General features: G+C 44.2%; 15 protein-coding genes, 1 riboswitch and 1 other annotated feature. Of the genes, 11 read left to right on the top strand and 4 right to left on the bottom strand.

Annotated elements, in window-relative coordinates; all coding sequences use genetic code 11:
- Positions 1-252 precede the first annotated feature (252 nt).
- The 3 genes from purB to mnmA form a co-directional block, all read right to left on the bottom strand.
- Positions 253-1,623, bottom strand: a complete 1,371-nt coding sequence (gene purB / locus ACTRWI_RS19965) for an adenylosuccinate lyase (protein ID WP_499133512.1) — start codon at positions 1,621-1,623, stop codon at positions 253-255.
- 143 nt (positions 1,624-1,766) lie between these two features.
- On the bottom strand, positions 1,767-2,384 hold the full coding sequence (hflD, locus tag ACTRWI_RS19960; protein WP_239833985.1) for a high frequency lysogenization protein HflD: 618 nt from the start codon (positions 2,382-2,384) through the stop codon (positions 1,767-1,769).
- A 43-nt stretch (positions 2,385-2,427) separates the two neighbouring features.
- The gene (mnmA, locus tag ACTRWI_RS19955; RefSeq protein ID WP_499133511.1) at positions 2,428-3,564 is read right to left on the bottom strand and encodes a tRNA 2-thiouridine(34) synthase MnmA; all 1,137 of its coding nucleotides are present in this window, start codon (positions 3,562-3,564) and stop codon (positions 2,428-2,430) included.
- Between the two features lie 202 nt (positions 3,565-3,766).
- Between mnmA and ACTRWI_RS19950 the strand changes: the two genes are divergently transcribed.
- Positions 3,767-4,036, top strand: coding sequence for a hypothetical protein (locus tag ACTRWI_RS19950; protein ID WP_499133510.1), 270 nt, complete (start codon positions 3,767-3,769; stop codon positions 4,034-4,036).
- A gap of 102 nt (positions 4,037-4,138) precedes the next feature.
- Positions 4,139-5,443: an inosine/guanosine kinase gene (locus ACTRWI_RS19945; protein WP_499133509.1), complete on the top strand. Its 1,305-nt coding sequence runs from the start codon at positions 4,139-4,141 to the stop codon at positions 5,441-5,443.
- A 211-nt stretch (positions 5,444-5,654) separates the two neighbouring features.
- Here ACTRWI_RS19945 and ACTRWI_RS19940 read toward each other — a convergent pair whose 3' ends face one another.
- A complete protein-coding gene (locus tag ACTRWI_RS19940) occupies positions 5,655-6,065 on the bottom strand; it encodes an H-NS family histone-like protein (protein ID WP_004742014.1) in 411 nt (136 codons plus the stop codon).
- A gap of 364 nt (positions 6,066-6,429) precedes the next feature.
- Positions 6,430-6,607: riboswitch (Lysine riboswitch) on the top strand.
- Positions 6,608-6,719: 112 nt separating this feature from the next.
- On the opposite strand from ACTRWI_RS19940, the gene ACTRWI_RS19935 reads away from it, so the two are divergent.
- The 9 genes from ACTRWI_RS19935 to hisIE all read left to right on the top strand — a co-directional run.
- A complete protein-coding gene (locus tag ACTRWI_RS19935; protein WP_499133508.1) occupies positions 6,720-8,312 on the top strand; it encodes a Na+/H+ antiporter NhaC family protein in 1,593 nt (530 codons plus the stop codon).
- 190 nt (positions 8,313-8,502) lie between these two features.
- Positions 8,503-8,639 (top strand) — a sequence feature (His leader region).
- A gap of 53 nt (positions 8,640-8,692) precedes the next feature.
- A complete protein-coding gene (gene hisG, locus ACTRWI_RS19930) occupies positions 8,693-9,589 on the top strand; it encodes an ATP phosphoribosyltransferase (protein WP_499133507.1) in 897 nt (298 codons plus the stop codon).
- Between the two features lie 5 nt (positions 9,590-9,594).
- On the top strand, positions 9,595-10,890 hold the full coding sequence (gene hisD, locus ACTRWI_RS19925) for a histidinol dehydrogenase (protein ID WP_499133513.1): 1,296 nt from the start codon (positions 9,595-9,597) through the stop codon (positions 10,888-10,890).
- 9 nt (positions 10,891-10,899) lie between these two features.
- Positions 10,900-11,940: a histidinol-phosphate transaminase gene (gene hisC / locus ACTRWI_RS19920; RefSeq protein WP_499133506.1), complete on the top strand. Its 1,041-nt coding sequence runs from the start codon at positions 10,900-10,902 to the stop codon at positions 11,938-11,940.
- Between the two features lie 132 nt (positions 11,941-12,072).
- Positions 12,073-13,161 (top strand): bifunctional histidinol-phosphatase/imidazoleglycerol-phosphate dehydratase HisB, encoded by a 1,089-nt coding sequence (gene hisB / locus ACTRWI_RS19915; protein WP_499133505.1) that lies wholly within the window; start codon positions 12,073-12,075, stop codon positions 13,159-13,161.
- 9 nt (positions 13,162-13,170) lie between these two features.
- Positions 13,171-13,785, top strand: coding sequence for an imidazole glycerol phosphate synthase subunit HisH (hisH, locus tag ACTRWI_RS19910; protein WP_499133504.1), 615 nt, complete (start codon positions 13,171-13,173; stop codon positions 13,783-13,785).
- A 43-nt stretch (positions 13,786-13,828) separates the two neighbouring features.
- Positions 13,829-14,566, top strand: a complete 738-nt coding sequence (gene hisA / locus ACTRWI_RS19905) for a 1-(5-phosphoribosyl)-5-[(5-phosphoribosylamino)methylideneamino]imidazole-4-carboxamide isomerase (RefSeq protein WP_499133503.1) — start codon at positions 13,829-13,831, stop codon at positions 14,564-14,566.
- On the top strand, positions 14,548-15,321 hold the full coding sequence (gene hisF, locus ACTRWI_RS19900; RefSeq protein WP_499133502.1) for an imidazole glycerol phosphate synthase subunit HisF: 774 nt from the start codon (positions 14,548-14,550) through the stop codon (positions 15,319-15,321). Before hisA ends, hisF begins: the two co-directional genes overlap by 19 nt.
- Positions 15,318-15,952: bifunctional phosphoribosyl-AMP cyclohydrolase/phosphoribosyl-ATP diphosphatase HisIE (gene hisIE / locus ACTRWI_RS19895; RefSeq protein ID WP_499133501.1), on the top strand; the 635-nt coding region annotated here is incomplete at its 3' end. The genes hisF and hisIE, both read left to right, overlap by 4 nt.

Genomic DNA, 15,952 nt, shown 5'->3' with positions numbered 1-15,952 from the left:
TTCCTTCGGGAGGCCTTTTTTGATCTCAGCTGTTAAGAGTTGGTACTGAAGGGGTGTGGTTTTCGTTACTCTGAGAGTTTAGCTCTATCAAAATGAGTTTCGGGCTGGTTTTTGGGTTCTTGTTTGATAACTCTTGCGTTGCTTGCACGTAACCACAAAAAAGGCTTCCACATGGGAAGCCTTCTCATATCATCTAATTCGAATCTCGAATCTCGAATCTCGAATCTCGAATCTCGAATCTCGAATCTCGAATTACAGTTTGTCAGTTAGCTCAACAGCTTGGCCGATGTAGTTCGCTGGAGTCATCTCTTTTAGACGCACTTTCTCGTCTTCAGGGATCTCTAGGCCATCGATGAATGCACGCATGCCTTCGCCATCTACACGCTTACCACGAGTTAGCTCTTTAAGCTTCTCGTATGGCTTCTCGATGCCGTAACGACGCATTACTGTTTGTACCGGTTCAGCTAGAACTTCCCAGTTCTTGTCTAGTTCAGCAAGTAGTGCTTCGCGGTTAACTTCTAGCTTGCTAATACCTTTCAGAGTTGAAGTGTATGCAATGATAGCGTAGCCAACACCAACACCTAGGTTACGAAGAACCGTAGAGTCAGTTAGGTCACGTTGCCAGCGAGAAACTGGAAGTTTTTGTGCTAGGTGGCCGAATACAGCGTTAGCTAGACCAAGGTTGCCTTCCGAGTTTTCGAAGTCAATTGGGTTAACTTTATGCGGCATTGTAGAAGAGCCGATTTCACCAGCAATTGTCTTCTGCTTGAAGTGGCCAAGAGCAATGTATCCCCAAACGTCACGGTCGAAGTCTAGAAGGATGGTGTTGAAACGAGCAATCGCGTCGAATAGCTCAGCGATGTAGTCGTGAGGTTCGATTTGAGTTGTGTATGGGTTCCAAGTTACGCCAAGAGATTCAGTGATGAACTCTTCAGAGAACTGGTGCCAATCTACTTCTGGGTATGCAGAAAGGTGTGCGTTGTAGTTACCAACAGCGCCGTTGATTTTCGCTAGGATCTCAACGTTTTCGATTTGCTTGTATTGACGTTCCATACGGTACGCAACGTTAGCCATTTCTTTACCCATAGTAGAAGGAGAAGCAGGCTGACCGTGTGTACGAGAAAGAAGAGGAATGTCGCGGTATTCGTTCGCAAGTGCTTTGATTGCGTCGATTACGTTGCGGATTTCTGGAAGAACAACTTCGTCACGAGCTTCTTTAAGCATAAGCGCGTGAGACGTGTTGTTGATGTCTTCGGAAGTACATGCAAAGTGAATGAATTCGTTAACAGCGTGAAGCTCAGGAACGCCAGCTACTTTCTCTTTTAAGAAGTATTCAACCGCTTTTACGTCGTGGTTTGTTGTGCGCTCGATCTCTTTGATACGTAGAGCATCTTCTTCGCTGAAGTTAGCGGCTAGTTCATCAAGAAACTGGTTAGCTTCTGCACTGAACGCTGGTACTTCTTTGATTGCATCAGTAGCTGCAAGCTTTTGTAACCAACGAATTTCAACGATAGAGCGGTACTTTAGTAGACCAAACTCACTAAAGATGCTGCGTAATGAAATAGTCTTACTTCCGTAACGGCCGTCTACTGGTGAAACAGCAGTCAATGCTGACAGTTCCATGGTGTTCTCCTGAATTGAGTTTTCTAAATTTTGAGAGGTTTATACCAGTAACAATCTCAATTGTCACGCATATTGCGCAAACGTTTGCGTGAGAGTTGTGTTGATACAAAAAACAAGCTCGCGACGAGGCGCGAGCTAATAAGTTACATTCGAGCTAATAGGATTTGAGCCTGCTCGATCATCTTCTTGCGACCGAAGATAAGGTGACGACGTTTGCCGCCTACCTGACGCCATAGAACAGCACTTCGAATCCCTGAGAGTAGTAGGGCACGAACCTTATGTTGGGTCGAGGTTTGTTGAAGTACCGCTGGCGTGCCAGAAACCTGAATGCGAGGGCCGATTGGGCTCACAACATCAAGGTAGATACTCGCTAGGTTGCTGATCATCTGCTCGTCAAACAAGTCGAAGTGTTCACTTTGGCGCTCTGCAGTTTGAATTCGGTCACCAAGCTGAGACATAGAGTCATTGCGAGATGATAGCTTACGTTCAAGCGCCATTAAGCTGATGATGTAACGAGTGATATCGCTACCAGCAGGAGTACTATCGATACCTTTTACTAGGCACTCAAGACCTAATTTTAGGTTAGCTTCACGTCCAAAAACACCAACAGTGTTTGCCGGGCTAGTGTTCAAAATAGCACTGAGTGAAGCTTCGAAGGCATCTTTATCACAATGGCCGTCTTTCGCTACTTGTTGAACCAAAGCCACAGCTTGGCAAATTCCGGCGAAAGCAATAGTACGGTCATAAAGTGTATTAGCCACGTAGTAACTCCTAGTTGTCTTCTATCGTTTGTCGTTCGATCAGTTAGATGCGTTTTTCGATGATACCACCGCCAAGACACACGTCGTCTTGATAGAATACTGCAGATTGACCTGGGGTCACTGCGATCTGTGGCTCGTCAAAAATAACCTTAATGTTCTTGTCATCAATTGGGATGATTGTACAAGGAATATCGGTTTGACGGTAACGTGTTTTTACCGTGCATGTCATAACTTCAGTAATTGGTGCGCGATTTACCCAGTGAAGCTGAGAAGCGATCAAACCTTCTGATTTAAGAAGAGGGTGATCTTTACCTTGTACGGCAACCAGCACATTACGCTTAAGGTCTTTTTCACCAACAAACCATGGTTCTTCATTACCACCACCACCTTTGGTTCCACCAATGTGAAGGCCTTTACGTTGACCCAGCGTGTGGTACATCAAGCCATTGTGTTTACCAATCACTTTACCTTCTGGTGTTTCGATGTCACCTGGTTGCGCTGGTAGGTATTTGCCAAGGAATTCTGTGAACTTACGCTCACCGATAAAGCAGATACCTGTAGAGTCTTTCTTCTTCGCTGTGATTAAGTCTTGCTCTTCAGCAATGCGTCGCACTTCTGGTTTCTCTAATTCACCAACTGGGAATAGGCTGCGCGCGACTTGGTCTGAGCTTAGCGTGTAAAGGAAGTAGCTTTGATCTTTGTTGCTGTCTAGACCACGTAGCATCTCTGGTTTTACGCCAGCATCTAACTCTTCTTGAGTTGGGAAAGTACGACGAACGTAGTGACCCATCGCAATATAGTCTGCGTCTAGTACTTCATCGGCAAACTCTAAGAATGCTTTGAATTTAATTTCTTTGTTACAAAGAATATCTGGGTTAGGCGTACGACCTGCTTTGTATTCCGCAAGGAAGTATTCGAATACATTGTCCCAGTATTCTGCAGCAAAGTTGATAGTGTGAAGGTGGATGCCTAGTTTGTCACATACCGCCTGAGCATCAGCAAGATCTTCAGCTGCCGTGCAGTATTCTTCGTTATCGTCTTCTTCCCAGTTTTTCATGAAAAGGCCTTCTACCTGATAGCCTTGTTGCTGAAGAAGATACGCCGATACTGACGAATCTACACCGCCGGACATACCGACAATTACTTTCTTTTCGCTGTTTCCAGAGCTGATATCTGACATGTCTAAACACCGTTACTATTACTTGGTCGCAGATTCTAACAGAAAGAGAAACGCCGTGACAGATCCGAGACCGGAATCACAGTTTCATTTGCACAAATAGTGCGCTGACTCTGTTAGTAATCGCATGAGAGCGAGGTGAGTCGCTAGGATGTCAGAAGTATATGTGGCATAGTCGCTCGAAATCCAAGACTTGAGATAAAAAATGTCTGAACAAAATGAATTTATGCAAGAAGAGCAGTTGATTGAAATTATTGAAAATCAGCTAGAAGATGGTCAGCCAATTAAAGTAAAAGAGACTTTAATGCGCCTTATGATGACAGGTACACCGCGTGAAGACGCAATTGCAGCAATGGCATGTGCACTTGCGGTTGAAGTATTTGACGTTATGAAAAATGGCTCAGAGTTTAATCAAAAGCGTTATGCCGAGCATTTAGAGATGCTACCTGATTTAAGCTTTATGGAAGGTGAATAAAAAAATAACTCAGCAAACGTTTGCTATAGTTTGAATGATTGCCGCGTTAAATATAGCGCGGTAGAATCCGCCACCTATTTCCCCTTGACTTAGACTAGCCCTATGAAATTCCCTGGACAACGTAAATCAAAGCACTATTTTCCGGTTCACGCACGTGACCCATTAGTGAGCCAAGCTCAAAGCAGTAAAAGAATGTCACGCACTCATATTATCGGTATTGACCAAACTTTGGTTGATATTGAAGCCAAAGTGAGTTCTGAACTTATTGATAAGTACGGTTTAAGTAAGGGACACTCACTGGTTATCGGTGATGAAGCGGCTGAGTCTTTATATCAAGAACTAAAAGAACAGTGCCTAATTACCAATGAATATGCTGGTGGTACTATCGGTAATACATTGCACAATTACTCAGTACTAGCCGATGATCGTTCAACGCTACTCGGTGTAATGAGCCAAGATATTAAAATTGGTAGCTATGGTTACCGCTATTTATGTAATACATCAAGCAGAATGGACTTGAACCATTTACAAGGGGTAGATGGCGCAATTGGTCGCTGCTTTGCATTAATTACTGAAGACGGTGAGCGTACTTTCGCAATTAGCGAAGGACAAATGAACCAACTAAAACCAGACAGTATTCCTGAAAAGATTTTCAAAAGTGCTTCTGCTTTGGTATTAACTGCTTACTTAGTTCGTTGTAAGCCAGGTGACCCGATGCCTGAAGCAACAATGAAAGCGATCGAATACGCGAAGAAATACGATGTGCCTGTTGTTTTAACACTGGGTACTAAATTCGTTATTCAAGACGATCCTGAATTCTGGAAAGATTTCTTAGAGCAACATGTAACGGTTGTTGCAATGAATGAAGACGAAGCCGAAGCCCTAACTGGCGAAATCGATCCACTCGCTGCTTCTGATAAGGCGCTAGATTGGGTAGACCTAGTACTATGTACTGCAGGCCCTGTTGGTCTATTTATGGCGGGTTACACGGAAGATGCAGCGAAACGTGAAACATCACTGCCTTTACTTCCAGGTTCAATTGCTGAATTTAACCGTTATGAATTTAGCCGTCCGGCTCATAAAGATTTATGTGAAAACCCTACTAAAGTTTATTCACATATTGCGCCTTATATGGGCGGTCCTGAGAAAATCAAAAATACCAATGGTGCAGGTGATGCGGCTTTATCTGCTTTATTACATGATATGGCAGCGAATAAGTACCACAAAGAAAACGTGCCAAACTCAAGTAAGCACCAGCATTCATTCTTGACGTATTCTTCTTTCTCACAAGTTTGTAAATATTCGAACCGTGCGAGCTACGAAGTATTGGTTCAGCACTCTCCACGTTTATCTCGCGGTCTTCCTGAAAGAGAAGATAGCCTAGAAGAAGCGTACTGGGAAAGATAAGAAATTTTGTTCATCCGCTGCGCACAAGTTAATCAAATACGCAGCAATGTTTATAAAAAACATTAATTAGTAACAAGATATAAAAAAGGCTCCGAAAGGAGCCTTTTTTGTTTCTTGATATATTGAAGCCGTAAATAATATTTTAGTCGACTTAAATATTAATTCTATTGCTTAGTCGGTAATTGGATTGCTGACTAAGCAAACTAAACGCTTAGATAGCGAAGTCTTCTAGAGATTTACCAGCATCTAGTTGTTCTTGGATAGCTGAAGGTGTACGACCTTGGCCTGTCCAAGTTTTCTCGTCGCCGTTTGCATCTACATATTTGTATTTAGCTGGGCGTGGAGCGCGTTTAGCTTTTGTTGATTTAGACTTTGCTTCGCCAGAAAGCGCAGCAATAAGATCAGCAACATCAATTCCGTCTTTTGCGATTTGCTCAGCAATAGCAGAAAGTTTAGCTTCTTGTGCTGCTTTAGCCGCACGTTCTTCAGCTTCAGACTCCTGACGCTCTTGTACAACAATAGTTAACTTGTCTAGCGCTTCCTCTAGTTGCTCAAGAGTTAATTCACGTGAGAATGCGCGAAGGCTACGGATATTTAATAGAGTTTTTGTTAATTCAGACATGATATTTTCCATCAAGGTAAACTAAATAATCCCCCTAATAATAAACAGAGCTTGGGAATAAAACAAACAGTATTTCTTTTATTACATATTTAAATATAAAAGTGAGATGAATAGTTGAAAATTCCCATGCTCCTTTCTATTGCATTTACAATAGATATTAAGGGTATCTTAATATCTGATATGTGACTGGTGGAGTAATTCCACTATGTTGACTATTCTTTGGTTCATTAGTTCATAAATAAAAAGCTACTTTTCTTGGAGTGATATGTTGCATTGTTGCTCTTGATGGGTACAATTGCTGATACCTGATGCGACTTTTTGGTTAATCATTTGTTAAACTATTGTTTGAGTGGTTAATAATGTTGTCGCACGTAGAGGTGCAATTATAAAAAGTAGTTTTCGTTGGGGTGATGCCAATGAACGAAGGTGAAAGGTGTAATTGCCGAAGTAAATTGTATATCTAAGCAATTTGCTGGGGTTGTGCTCAATAGGTACAACACTGCCATAGTCTTAATTTTAAACTATGGAGCGCTACTGTAGGGTTGGGTGAAGTGTTCACTTCCCTTTCGCTTAGTTCAACATGAACTTGGTTATCTGTATCAAGTTTGTCTGCAGTAGATCTCTAGCCAAATAAAAAACTGGTTTTTGAAGATCATGAATTTAATAGATTTTGCAACATCTCCTTTATCTTTGCTTCCGCCACTTGTGGCTTTGAGCCTTGCTATCGTTACCCGCCGTGTATTGGTTTCTCTGGGTATCGGTATTGTTATGGGTGCTATCTTACTTGCTGATTACTCAGTGGGTAATGCCGCCAGCTACGTATTTACTAAAGCATCTGGTGTTTTCATTGAAGATGGCGGTATCAACACTTGGAACATGAGCATCATTGCTTTCCTAATTATCCTGGGAATGACAACGGCGCTATTAACACTATCTGGTGGTACTCGCGCATTCGCTGAATGGGCTCAGTCTCGCGTTAAAAGCAAACGTGGCTCTAAACTGCTTGCAGCTTTCTTAGGCGTATTTATCTTTGTGGATGATTACTTCAACAGCTTGGCGGTAGGTGCAATCTCTCGTCCTGTAACAGACCGTTTCTACGTATCTCGCGCTAAGCTAGCTTATATTCTTGATTCTACAGCAGCTCCTATGTGTGTGATCATGCCAGCTTCTAGTTGGGGTGCTTACATAATTACTATTATCGGTGGCATCCTAGTAACACACGGTGTGACTGAATATTCAGCTCTAGGCGCTTATGTTCGTCTAATTCCAATGAACTTCTATGCGGTATTTGCACTTCTTATGGTGTTCGCAGTGGCGTGGTTCGGTCTAGATGTTGGTAAGATGCGTGATCACGAGATCGAAGCGTCTCAAGGTCGTGGCTTTGAAGGTGGCAACGACAGCCAACAAGCTCACGATTTAAACGAAGAACTAGATATCGAAGAGAGCGAGAACGGTTCTGTTTCTGACCTAATCATGCCGATCGTTTCATTGATCGTAGCGACGGTAGCAGCGATGCTTTACACAGGCGGTCAAGCATTAGCTGCTGATGGTCAAGCGTTTAACCTACTTGGTGCATTCGAAAATACAGATGTTGGTAAGTCTCTTGTCTACGGTGGCATCATCGGTCTTCTTGTTGCGCTAGCGACTGTATTTAAGCAGAAGCTATCTATGGCAGACATCGCAAGAACGATGTGGATCGGTGCAAGCTCTATGTTTGGCGCTATCCTAATCCTTGTGTTCGCATGGACTATCGGTTCTGTAATCGGTGACATGAAAACAGGTACGTACTTGTCTTCTCTAGTAGCAGGCAGCATTGATTACCACTGGCTACCAGTTATCCTGTTCTTACTTGCAGGCATCATGGCTTTCTCTACCGGTACTTCATGGGGGACGTTCGGTATCATGCTACCTATCGCGGGTGATATGGCTGCAGCATCTGATATCGCACTGATTCTTCCTATGCTAAGTGCGGTTCTAGCGGGCGCGGTATTTGGTGATCACTGTTCTCCAATTTCAGATACAACGATTCTGTCTTCGACAGGTGCTCGTTGTAACCATATCGACCACGTATCAACACAGCTTCCATATGCGCTATCAGTAGCGTTTGTATCGTGCATTGGCTTCATTACCATAGGTATGACAGCTTCTATCGGTATCGCATTCAGCGCGGCAGCTTTAACGTTCGTTGCTGTGTGTTTCGCTCTGGCTTATTTCTCTCGCTGCAAAATGGCGACATGCAAAAGCTAAAAACGAAAGTTAATCAGTAAACTATCAGGGAGGCGTTGGCCTCCCTTTTTTGTGCCTGTTAATTTAATTTTAGTTTTCGTGAAAAAAGTTCTAATTAATGGTTGAAAAAGGATCTTACCTTGGTTAGTGTGGAGACAAGACAGCAAACAACCTAAGAGCTGATAAGTATGCGTAAATTAGTAATGAACATTCATCACCATCATCACCCTATCTAGACTTTCGGGGAGATTTACGTATACCCGGGAGCAAGGTTACTCCCGGAGGTTAATTCAAAAGAATTTAGATTTAAACCCTCGGGATGACAGAGTCTTCCGAGGGTTTTTTGGTTTTATCGTTTTTAAATAATCAATAAATTCAGATATTTGCACAGGGATACAGCAATGCAGACACAACGCCTAAGAATCGCAATTCAAAAGAAAGGTCGCCTAAGTAAAGAGTGCCAAGACCTATTAAAAAAATGTGGTGTTAAATTTAACATCATGGGTGAGCGCCTAGTCGTTCATTCACTAAATATGCCAATTGACCTATTATTAGTTCGTGATGACGACATCCCAGGTCTCATCATGGATGGTGTGGTTGACCTTGGTTTTATCGGTGAAAATGAGCTTGAGGAAGTTCGTCTAGATCGCCTTGCTCTTAAAGAGCCTGCAGAGTTCCAAACACTACGTCGTCTAGATTTCGGTGGTTGCCGTTTATCTATCGCTATCAATAAAGACGAACAGTACAACGGCCCACAAGACCTAGCGGGCAAGCGAATTGCAACAACCTACCCACAACTACTTAAAGCCTACATGGACGAGCAGAGTGTTGATTTCAGCACTTGTATGCTTACAGGCTCGGTTGAAGTAGCTCCTCGCGCTGGTCTAGCTGACGCAATCGCGGACTTGGTTTCTACCGGTGCAACGCTAGAAGCAAACGGCCTAAAAGAAGCGGAAGTGATTTTCCAATCTAAAGCGACATTGATTCAACGCACAGGTGAATTCGACGCAGACAAAACAGCATTGATTGAAAAACTATTGACTCGTATGCAAGGTGTTCAACAAGCGAAAGAATCGAAATACATCATGCTACACGCGCCAACATCTCAGCTTGTGCAAATCAAATCACTACTGCCTGGCGCTGAAGATCCAACAGTATTGCCACTTTCAACAGATAAAGACAAAGTTGCTGTTCACTTAGTAAGTACAGAGAACTTGTTCTGGGAAACGATGGAACAGCTGAAAGAGTTAGGCGCAAGCTCGATTCTAGTACTACCAATCGAAAAAATGATGGGGTAATGACGATGAGAACCGTTGTTTGGCAATCTTTAAGTGAATCACAGCAAGACTCGGTATTAGAACGTCCCGCTATTACTGAAGGTGCAAACATCACAGCGACAGTTTCTGATGTTATTGCAAAAGTACGAAATGAGGGCGATGCTGCACTTAAAGAACTGACTGAGAAGTTTGACCGCGTTACTCCAGAATCAATTCGAGTAAGTTCAGATGAGGTTGAAGAAGCGAGCGCTCGTCTAACTCCAGAAATGAAGCATGCGCTAGAACAAGCTTACAGCAATATTGCTAAGTTCCACGAAGCTCAGAAACCTCAGCCAATTAAAGTTGAGACGCAACCAGGTGTTGTGTGTGAGCAAGTGACACGTGCGATTAACACGGTTGGTCTGTACATCCCGGGTGGCAGTGCACCGCTTCCGTCAACTGTTCTTATGTTAGGTGTTCCCGCTCAAATCGCAGGTTGTCGCAAGGTTGTTCTTTGTTCGCCTCCGCCAATCGCTGACGAAATTTTGTATGTCGCTAAGCTTTGTAAGATCGATGAGGTTTACAATGTTGGTGGTGGTCAAGCGGTTGCTGCGATGGCCTACGGTACGGAAAGTGTTGCTAAAGTTGATAAGATTTTCGGCCCAGGTAATGCTTTTGTGACTGAAGCAAAACGCCAAGTAAGCAACGACTTCCGCGGCGCAGCGATTGATATGCCAGCGGGCCCATCAGAAGTGCTAGTCATTGCTGATGAAACAGCAGACGCAGACTTCATTGCTGCTGACTTGTTGAGCCAAGCTGAACACGGTCCTGATTCTCAAGTGGTGTTAGTAACACCTTCGCCATTGATTGCGGATCAAGTGACCGAAGCCGTTCAAAAACAATTGAAAGAGTTGTCTCGTGCGAGTATCGCTCAGCAAGCATTGGCATCAAGCCTGATCATCATTGCTGAATCCATCACTCAAGCGATTGCGATTTCAAACTTCTACGGTCCTGAACACTTGATCGTTCAAACTAAGAACCCACGTGAATTGCTGCCATTGCTAGACAATGCAGGTTCTATCTTCCTTGGCGATTGGTCTCCAGAATCTGCAGGCGACTATGCCTCTGGTACTAACCACGTATTGCCGACGTACGGTTACACCAAGACATACTCTAGCCTTGGTTTAGCTGATTTCTCAAAACGTATGACAGTACAAGAATTGAGCACTGATGGCCTAAAAGGCTTAGCTCCAACAGTTGTTACTATGGCGGAAGCCGAAGGCTTGGATGCTCACAAACGTGCTGTGACTATCCGAGTTGAAAAGTTAAACCAAGCTAAATAAGGGCAGGGCATGGAAAAGTTAGCAAGAAAACAAGTGCAGGCTCTCACACCTTACTTGTCTGCAAGACGCATTGGCGGCACTGGCGATGTATGGTTAAACGCCAACGAATCTCCGTTTGATAACGAGTACAACTTAAACCTGTCTCGTCTTAATCGTTACAGCGAGTGTCAGCCTAAAGAGTTGATTGATGCTTACGCGCAATATGCAGGTGTGAAATCAGAGCAAACTCTTACAACACGGGGCGCTGACGAAGGTATCGAACTGCTGATTCGTGCTTTTTGTGAGCCGAATGAAGATGCTATCCTTTACTGCCCACCAACCTACGGTATGTACGCAATCAGTGCAGAAACCATCGGTGTTGAGCGTAAAATGGTGCCTCTAACCGCAGAGTGGCAACTTGATCTCCCTGCGATTGAAGCTCAGCTAGACAAGGTGAAAGTGGTGTTTGTGTGTAGCCCAAATAACCCGACTGGTAATTTGGTTGAACGTAAGGACATCATTAAGCTACTTGAGATGACTCAAGATAAAGCAATTGTTGTGATGGACGAAGCGTACATCGACTTTTGCCCAGAAGCGTCAACCGCTGATTTACTTGAGCAATACCCGAACCTAGCGATTCTGCGTACTCTGTCTAAAGCTTTTGCATTGGCTGGACTACGCTGCGGCTTTACGCTAGCGAACCAAGAGCTTATCGATGTACTGTTGAAAGTGATTGCGCCATATCCAGTGCCAACCCCTGTTGCTGATATCGCGGTTCAAGCACTCTCAGAGCAAGGTCTTGCAAGAACGAAGTTTCAAGTTCTGGACTTAAGCGCTAACCGAGCGTACCTACAGGCTGGTCTGATGGGGATGCCTAACGTTACGGTATTCGATGGTTGGGGTAACTACCTTTTGGTTAAATTCCCGAACGGTGACGAACTATTTAAAGCGGCATGGGACAGCGGCATTATCTTACGGAATTCGCCAATTGAAGACTGTGTTCGAATTAGTATTGGTAACCGCGAAGAGTGCGAAAAGACACTTGGATTCATTCGTAACTTTTACCAGTAACGAAAGACTTGCCAGTAATAATATTTGTCAGCTTTTATTTGATAAATAACAGCCTGACAAATGAAACCAATATTTTGGGTTAGCGTTTAATTTTAGCTAGGCCACCAGATTTAAAATTAAAAGGAAGTTCAAGTGAGTAAACAACAAAAAATACTGTTTATAGACCGCGACGGCACCTTAATTGTTGAGCCGCCAGTCGATTTTCAAGTAGACCGTTTAGATAAACTGAAATTTGAACCGCTAGTGATTCCTAGCCTGCTTGCATTGCAAGACGCTGGCTACCGCTTAGTTATGGTAACTAACCAAGATGGCCTTGGTACTGATAGCTACCCACAAGAAGATTTCGATGCGCCACATAACATGATGATGGATTTCTTTGAATCTCAAGGCGTAAAGTTTGATGACGTGCTTATTTGCCCTCACTTTGACGAAGACAACTGCTCTTGCCGCAAGCCAAAACTGGGTATGGTTAAAGAGTACCTGCAAGGCGGTAAAGTAGACTTCCAACACTCTGCTGTGATTGGTGACCGCGTGACTGACCTGCAATTAGCCGAGAACATGGCAATCCGTGGTATCCAGTACGGTCCGGATCTTGAAACAGAAGGCACACTTAACTGGCCACAGATTGTTAAAGACTTAACGGTTAACGCTCGTGTTGCTGAAGTGGTTCGAACGACGAAAGAAACGGACATTAAGGTAGCGGTAAACCTTGATGAAACGGGTGGTAACAAGATAGACACTGGCATGGGTTTCTTCGACCATATGCTTGATCAAATTGCAACGCACGGTGGTTTCCAAATGAACCTGACTGTGAAAGGCGATCTGCACATTGACGATCACCACACAGTAGAAGACACAGCACTAGCGTTAGGCCAGGCCCTGAAAGATGCGCTAGGCGACAAGCGTGGCATTGGCCGTTTTGGTTTTAGCTTGCCTATGGATGAGTGTTTAGCTCAGTGTGCGTTAGACCTTTCTGGCCGTCCATACCTGAAGTTTGATGCAGAGTTTAGTCGTGAGCAAGTGGGTGATCTGTCAACGGAAATGGTGGTTCACTTCTTCCGTTCTCTAACTGACACGCTAGCTTGTACGCTACACCTTTCTTCTGCTGGCAATAACGATCACCACATTATTGAGAGCCTATTCAAAGCATTTGGTCGTACTCTGCGCCAAGCAATTAAAGTTGAAGGTAACGAGTTACCAAGCAGCAAAGGCGTTCTGTAAGGAATCGGTATGAAAGAGCAGAAAGTAGTTATTATTGATACTGGTTGTGCCAACGTCTCATCGGTTAAATTTGCGATTGAACGTCTAGGGTACACTGTTGACATTTCAAAAGAACCAGAAGTGGTTCTTGCAGCCGACAAGCTATTTCTACCTGGTGTAGGTACAGCAAGTGAAGCAATGAAAAACTTACAAGAGCGCGATCTTGTCGCTCTTGTAAAGCAAGTAGAGAAGCCTCTGCTTGGTATTTGTTTAGGCATGCAGCTTCTTGGGAGGTTATCTCAAGAAAAAGGTCAAAAGGCCGACGAGCTAGTTGAGTGTTTAGGCTTGTGCGAGGGGGAAGTTCGTCTTCTGGATACGGGCGATTTACCACTGCCACACATGGGTTGGAATACAGTCACTGCAACACCTAATCATCCTCTATTCAAAGACATTGAAGAAGGCGAATACTTTTACTTTGTTCACAGCTTCGCAATGCCAGTAGGTGACTACACCATCGCACAGTGTGATTACGGTAATCCGTTTACCGCAGCGGTGCAAAGCGGTAACTATTATGGTGTTCAGTTCCACCCAGAACGTTCATCAAAAGCTGGTTCTAAATTGATTCAGAACTTCTTGGAATTGTAATAAGGATTAGGCAGCGGTTAACGTTGCCATATAAGGAATGTAAATGATTATTCCCGCATTAGATTTAATTGAAGGCCAAGTAGTTCGCTTATTTCAAGGGGACTACGGTCAAGTAACAGAATATAAAGTAGACCCAGCAGAGCAGTTCAACCTATATCACCAAGCTGGTGCTGGCTGGTTGCACCTTGTTGATTTAACAGGTGCAAAAGACACGACAGCTCGCCAGTTAGACCTGATCGCTAAGCTACTTGATAGCACGCCGGCTAACATTCAAATTGGCGGCGGTGTGCGTAATGAGCAAGATGTGATTGATCTACTGGAAGCTGGAGCACAACGTGTTGTTGTTGGTTCAACGGCAGTTAAGAAACCAGAGCTTGTTAAAGGTTGGATGGAAAAGTACGGTGCTGAAAAAATCGTTCTTGCTCTAGATATCAACATTGACGAAAACGGTACTCGCAAAGTTGCGATTTCAGGTTGGCAGGAAGATTCAGGTATGACCATTGAAGCGCTGATTGAAGACTACTTGACCGTTGGCCTTCAGCACGTTCTATGTACTGATATCTCTCGTGATGGCACGCTAGAAGGATCAAATGTTGAGCTTTACGTGGATCTTTGTAAGCAGTACCCGAAGGTTCAGTTCCAATCATCGGGCGGTATAGGCAGCCTAGCAGACATCGAAGCTCTAAAAGGTAGCGGTGTGGCTGGTGTGATTGTGGGCCGTGCGCTACTTGATGGTAAGTTCACCGCAGAGGAGGCATTTGCATGCTGGCAAAGCGAATAATCCCTTGTTTGGATGTCCGTGACGGACAAGTGGTTAAGGGCGTTCAGTTCCGTAACCACGAAATCATTGGCGATATCGTTCCTCTAGCACAGCGCTATGCAGAAGAGGGCGCGGATGAATTGGTATTTTACGATATCACGGCATCAAGTGATGGCCGTGTTGTTGATAAGAGTTGGGTAAAGCGTGTTGCAGAGGTGATTGATATTCCTTTTTGTGTCGCAGGTGGTATTAAGTCGGCTGAAGATGCAGCGCGTATTCTAGAGTTTGGAGCTGACAAAGTATCCATTAACTCGCCAGCATTGGCTAACCCTCAATTGATCACTGACCTAGCTGATAAGTTTGGTGTGCAGTGTATCGTTGTTGGCATCGACTCATACTTTGATAAAGAAACCGGTAAGTACCAGGTTTACCAATTCACTGGTGATGAAGCGCGTACTAAAGCAACTAAATGGGAGACCAAAGATTGGGTACAGGAAGTACAAAAACGTGGTGCTGGTGAAATTGTGTTGAATATGATGAACCAAGATGGCGTTCGCAACGGCTATGACCTTGAACAGCTCAATATGGTGCGTGAAGTATCTAACGTACCATTGATTGCTTCGGGTGGCGCAGGTGCAATGGAGCACTTCGCAGAAGCTTACAACAAAACTAATGTGGATGGAGCGCTTGCGGCTTCGGTATTCCACAAACAAGTCATCAATATTGGTGAATTAAAGCAGTATCTAAAACAACAAGGTGTAGAGGTGCGTCTATGAGTTTTGCAGCGACAGAAGTAAATACGCTAGCTGAACGTATCAATTGGGATAAAGTCGACGGTCTCGTTCCTGCGATTGTACAAGATTTCCAGTCAAGCCAAGTGCTGATGATGGGTTACATGAACCAAGATGCGTTAGCAAAGACGGGCGAAACAGGTCAAGTGACCTTCTTCTCTCGTACTAAAGAGCGCCTTTGGACTAAAGGTGAGACGTCAGGAAATGTTCTGCAACTGGTGAATATGTCACTGGACTGCGACAACGATACCTTGCTAGTCAAAGTGAACCCAATTGGTCCTACGTGTCACTTGGGTACGACAACATGCTGGGATTCTGATCCACAGGAAGAGTCTCAGATGGTGTGGCTTCATCAACTTGAGCAGCTACTGGCTGCCCGCAAGGACGCAGATCCTGACTCTTCTTACACTGCCAGCTTATATGCCCGTGGCACCAAGCGTATATCGCAAAAAGTGGGCGAAGAAGGCGTTGAAGTCGCGCTTGCGGCGACGTCGGGTGATAAGGCGGAATTAGAGTGTGAATCTGCAGATTTGATTTACCACTTGATGGTGCTCCTTCAAGACCAAGGCTTATCGATGAACGATGTGGTGAATAAGCTAAAAGAGCGTCATAAGTA

This window comes from Pseudoalteromonas sp. G5_S1_14_S5 (genome assembly GCF_054968605.1).
The sequence above is the reverse complement of the archived record's forward strand: the minus strand, read 5'-3'. Positions and strand labels throughout refer to the sequence as shown.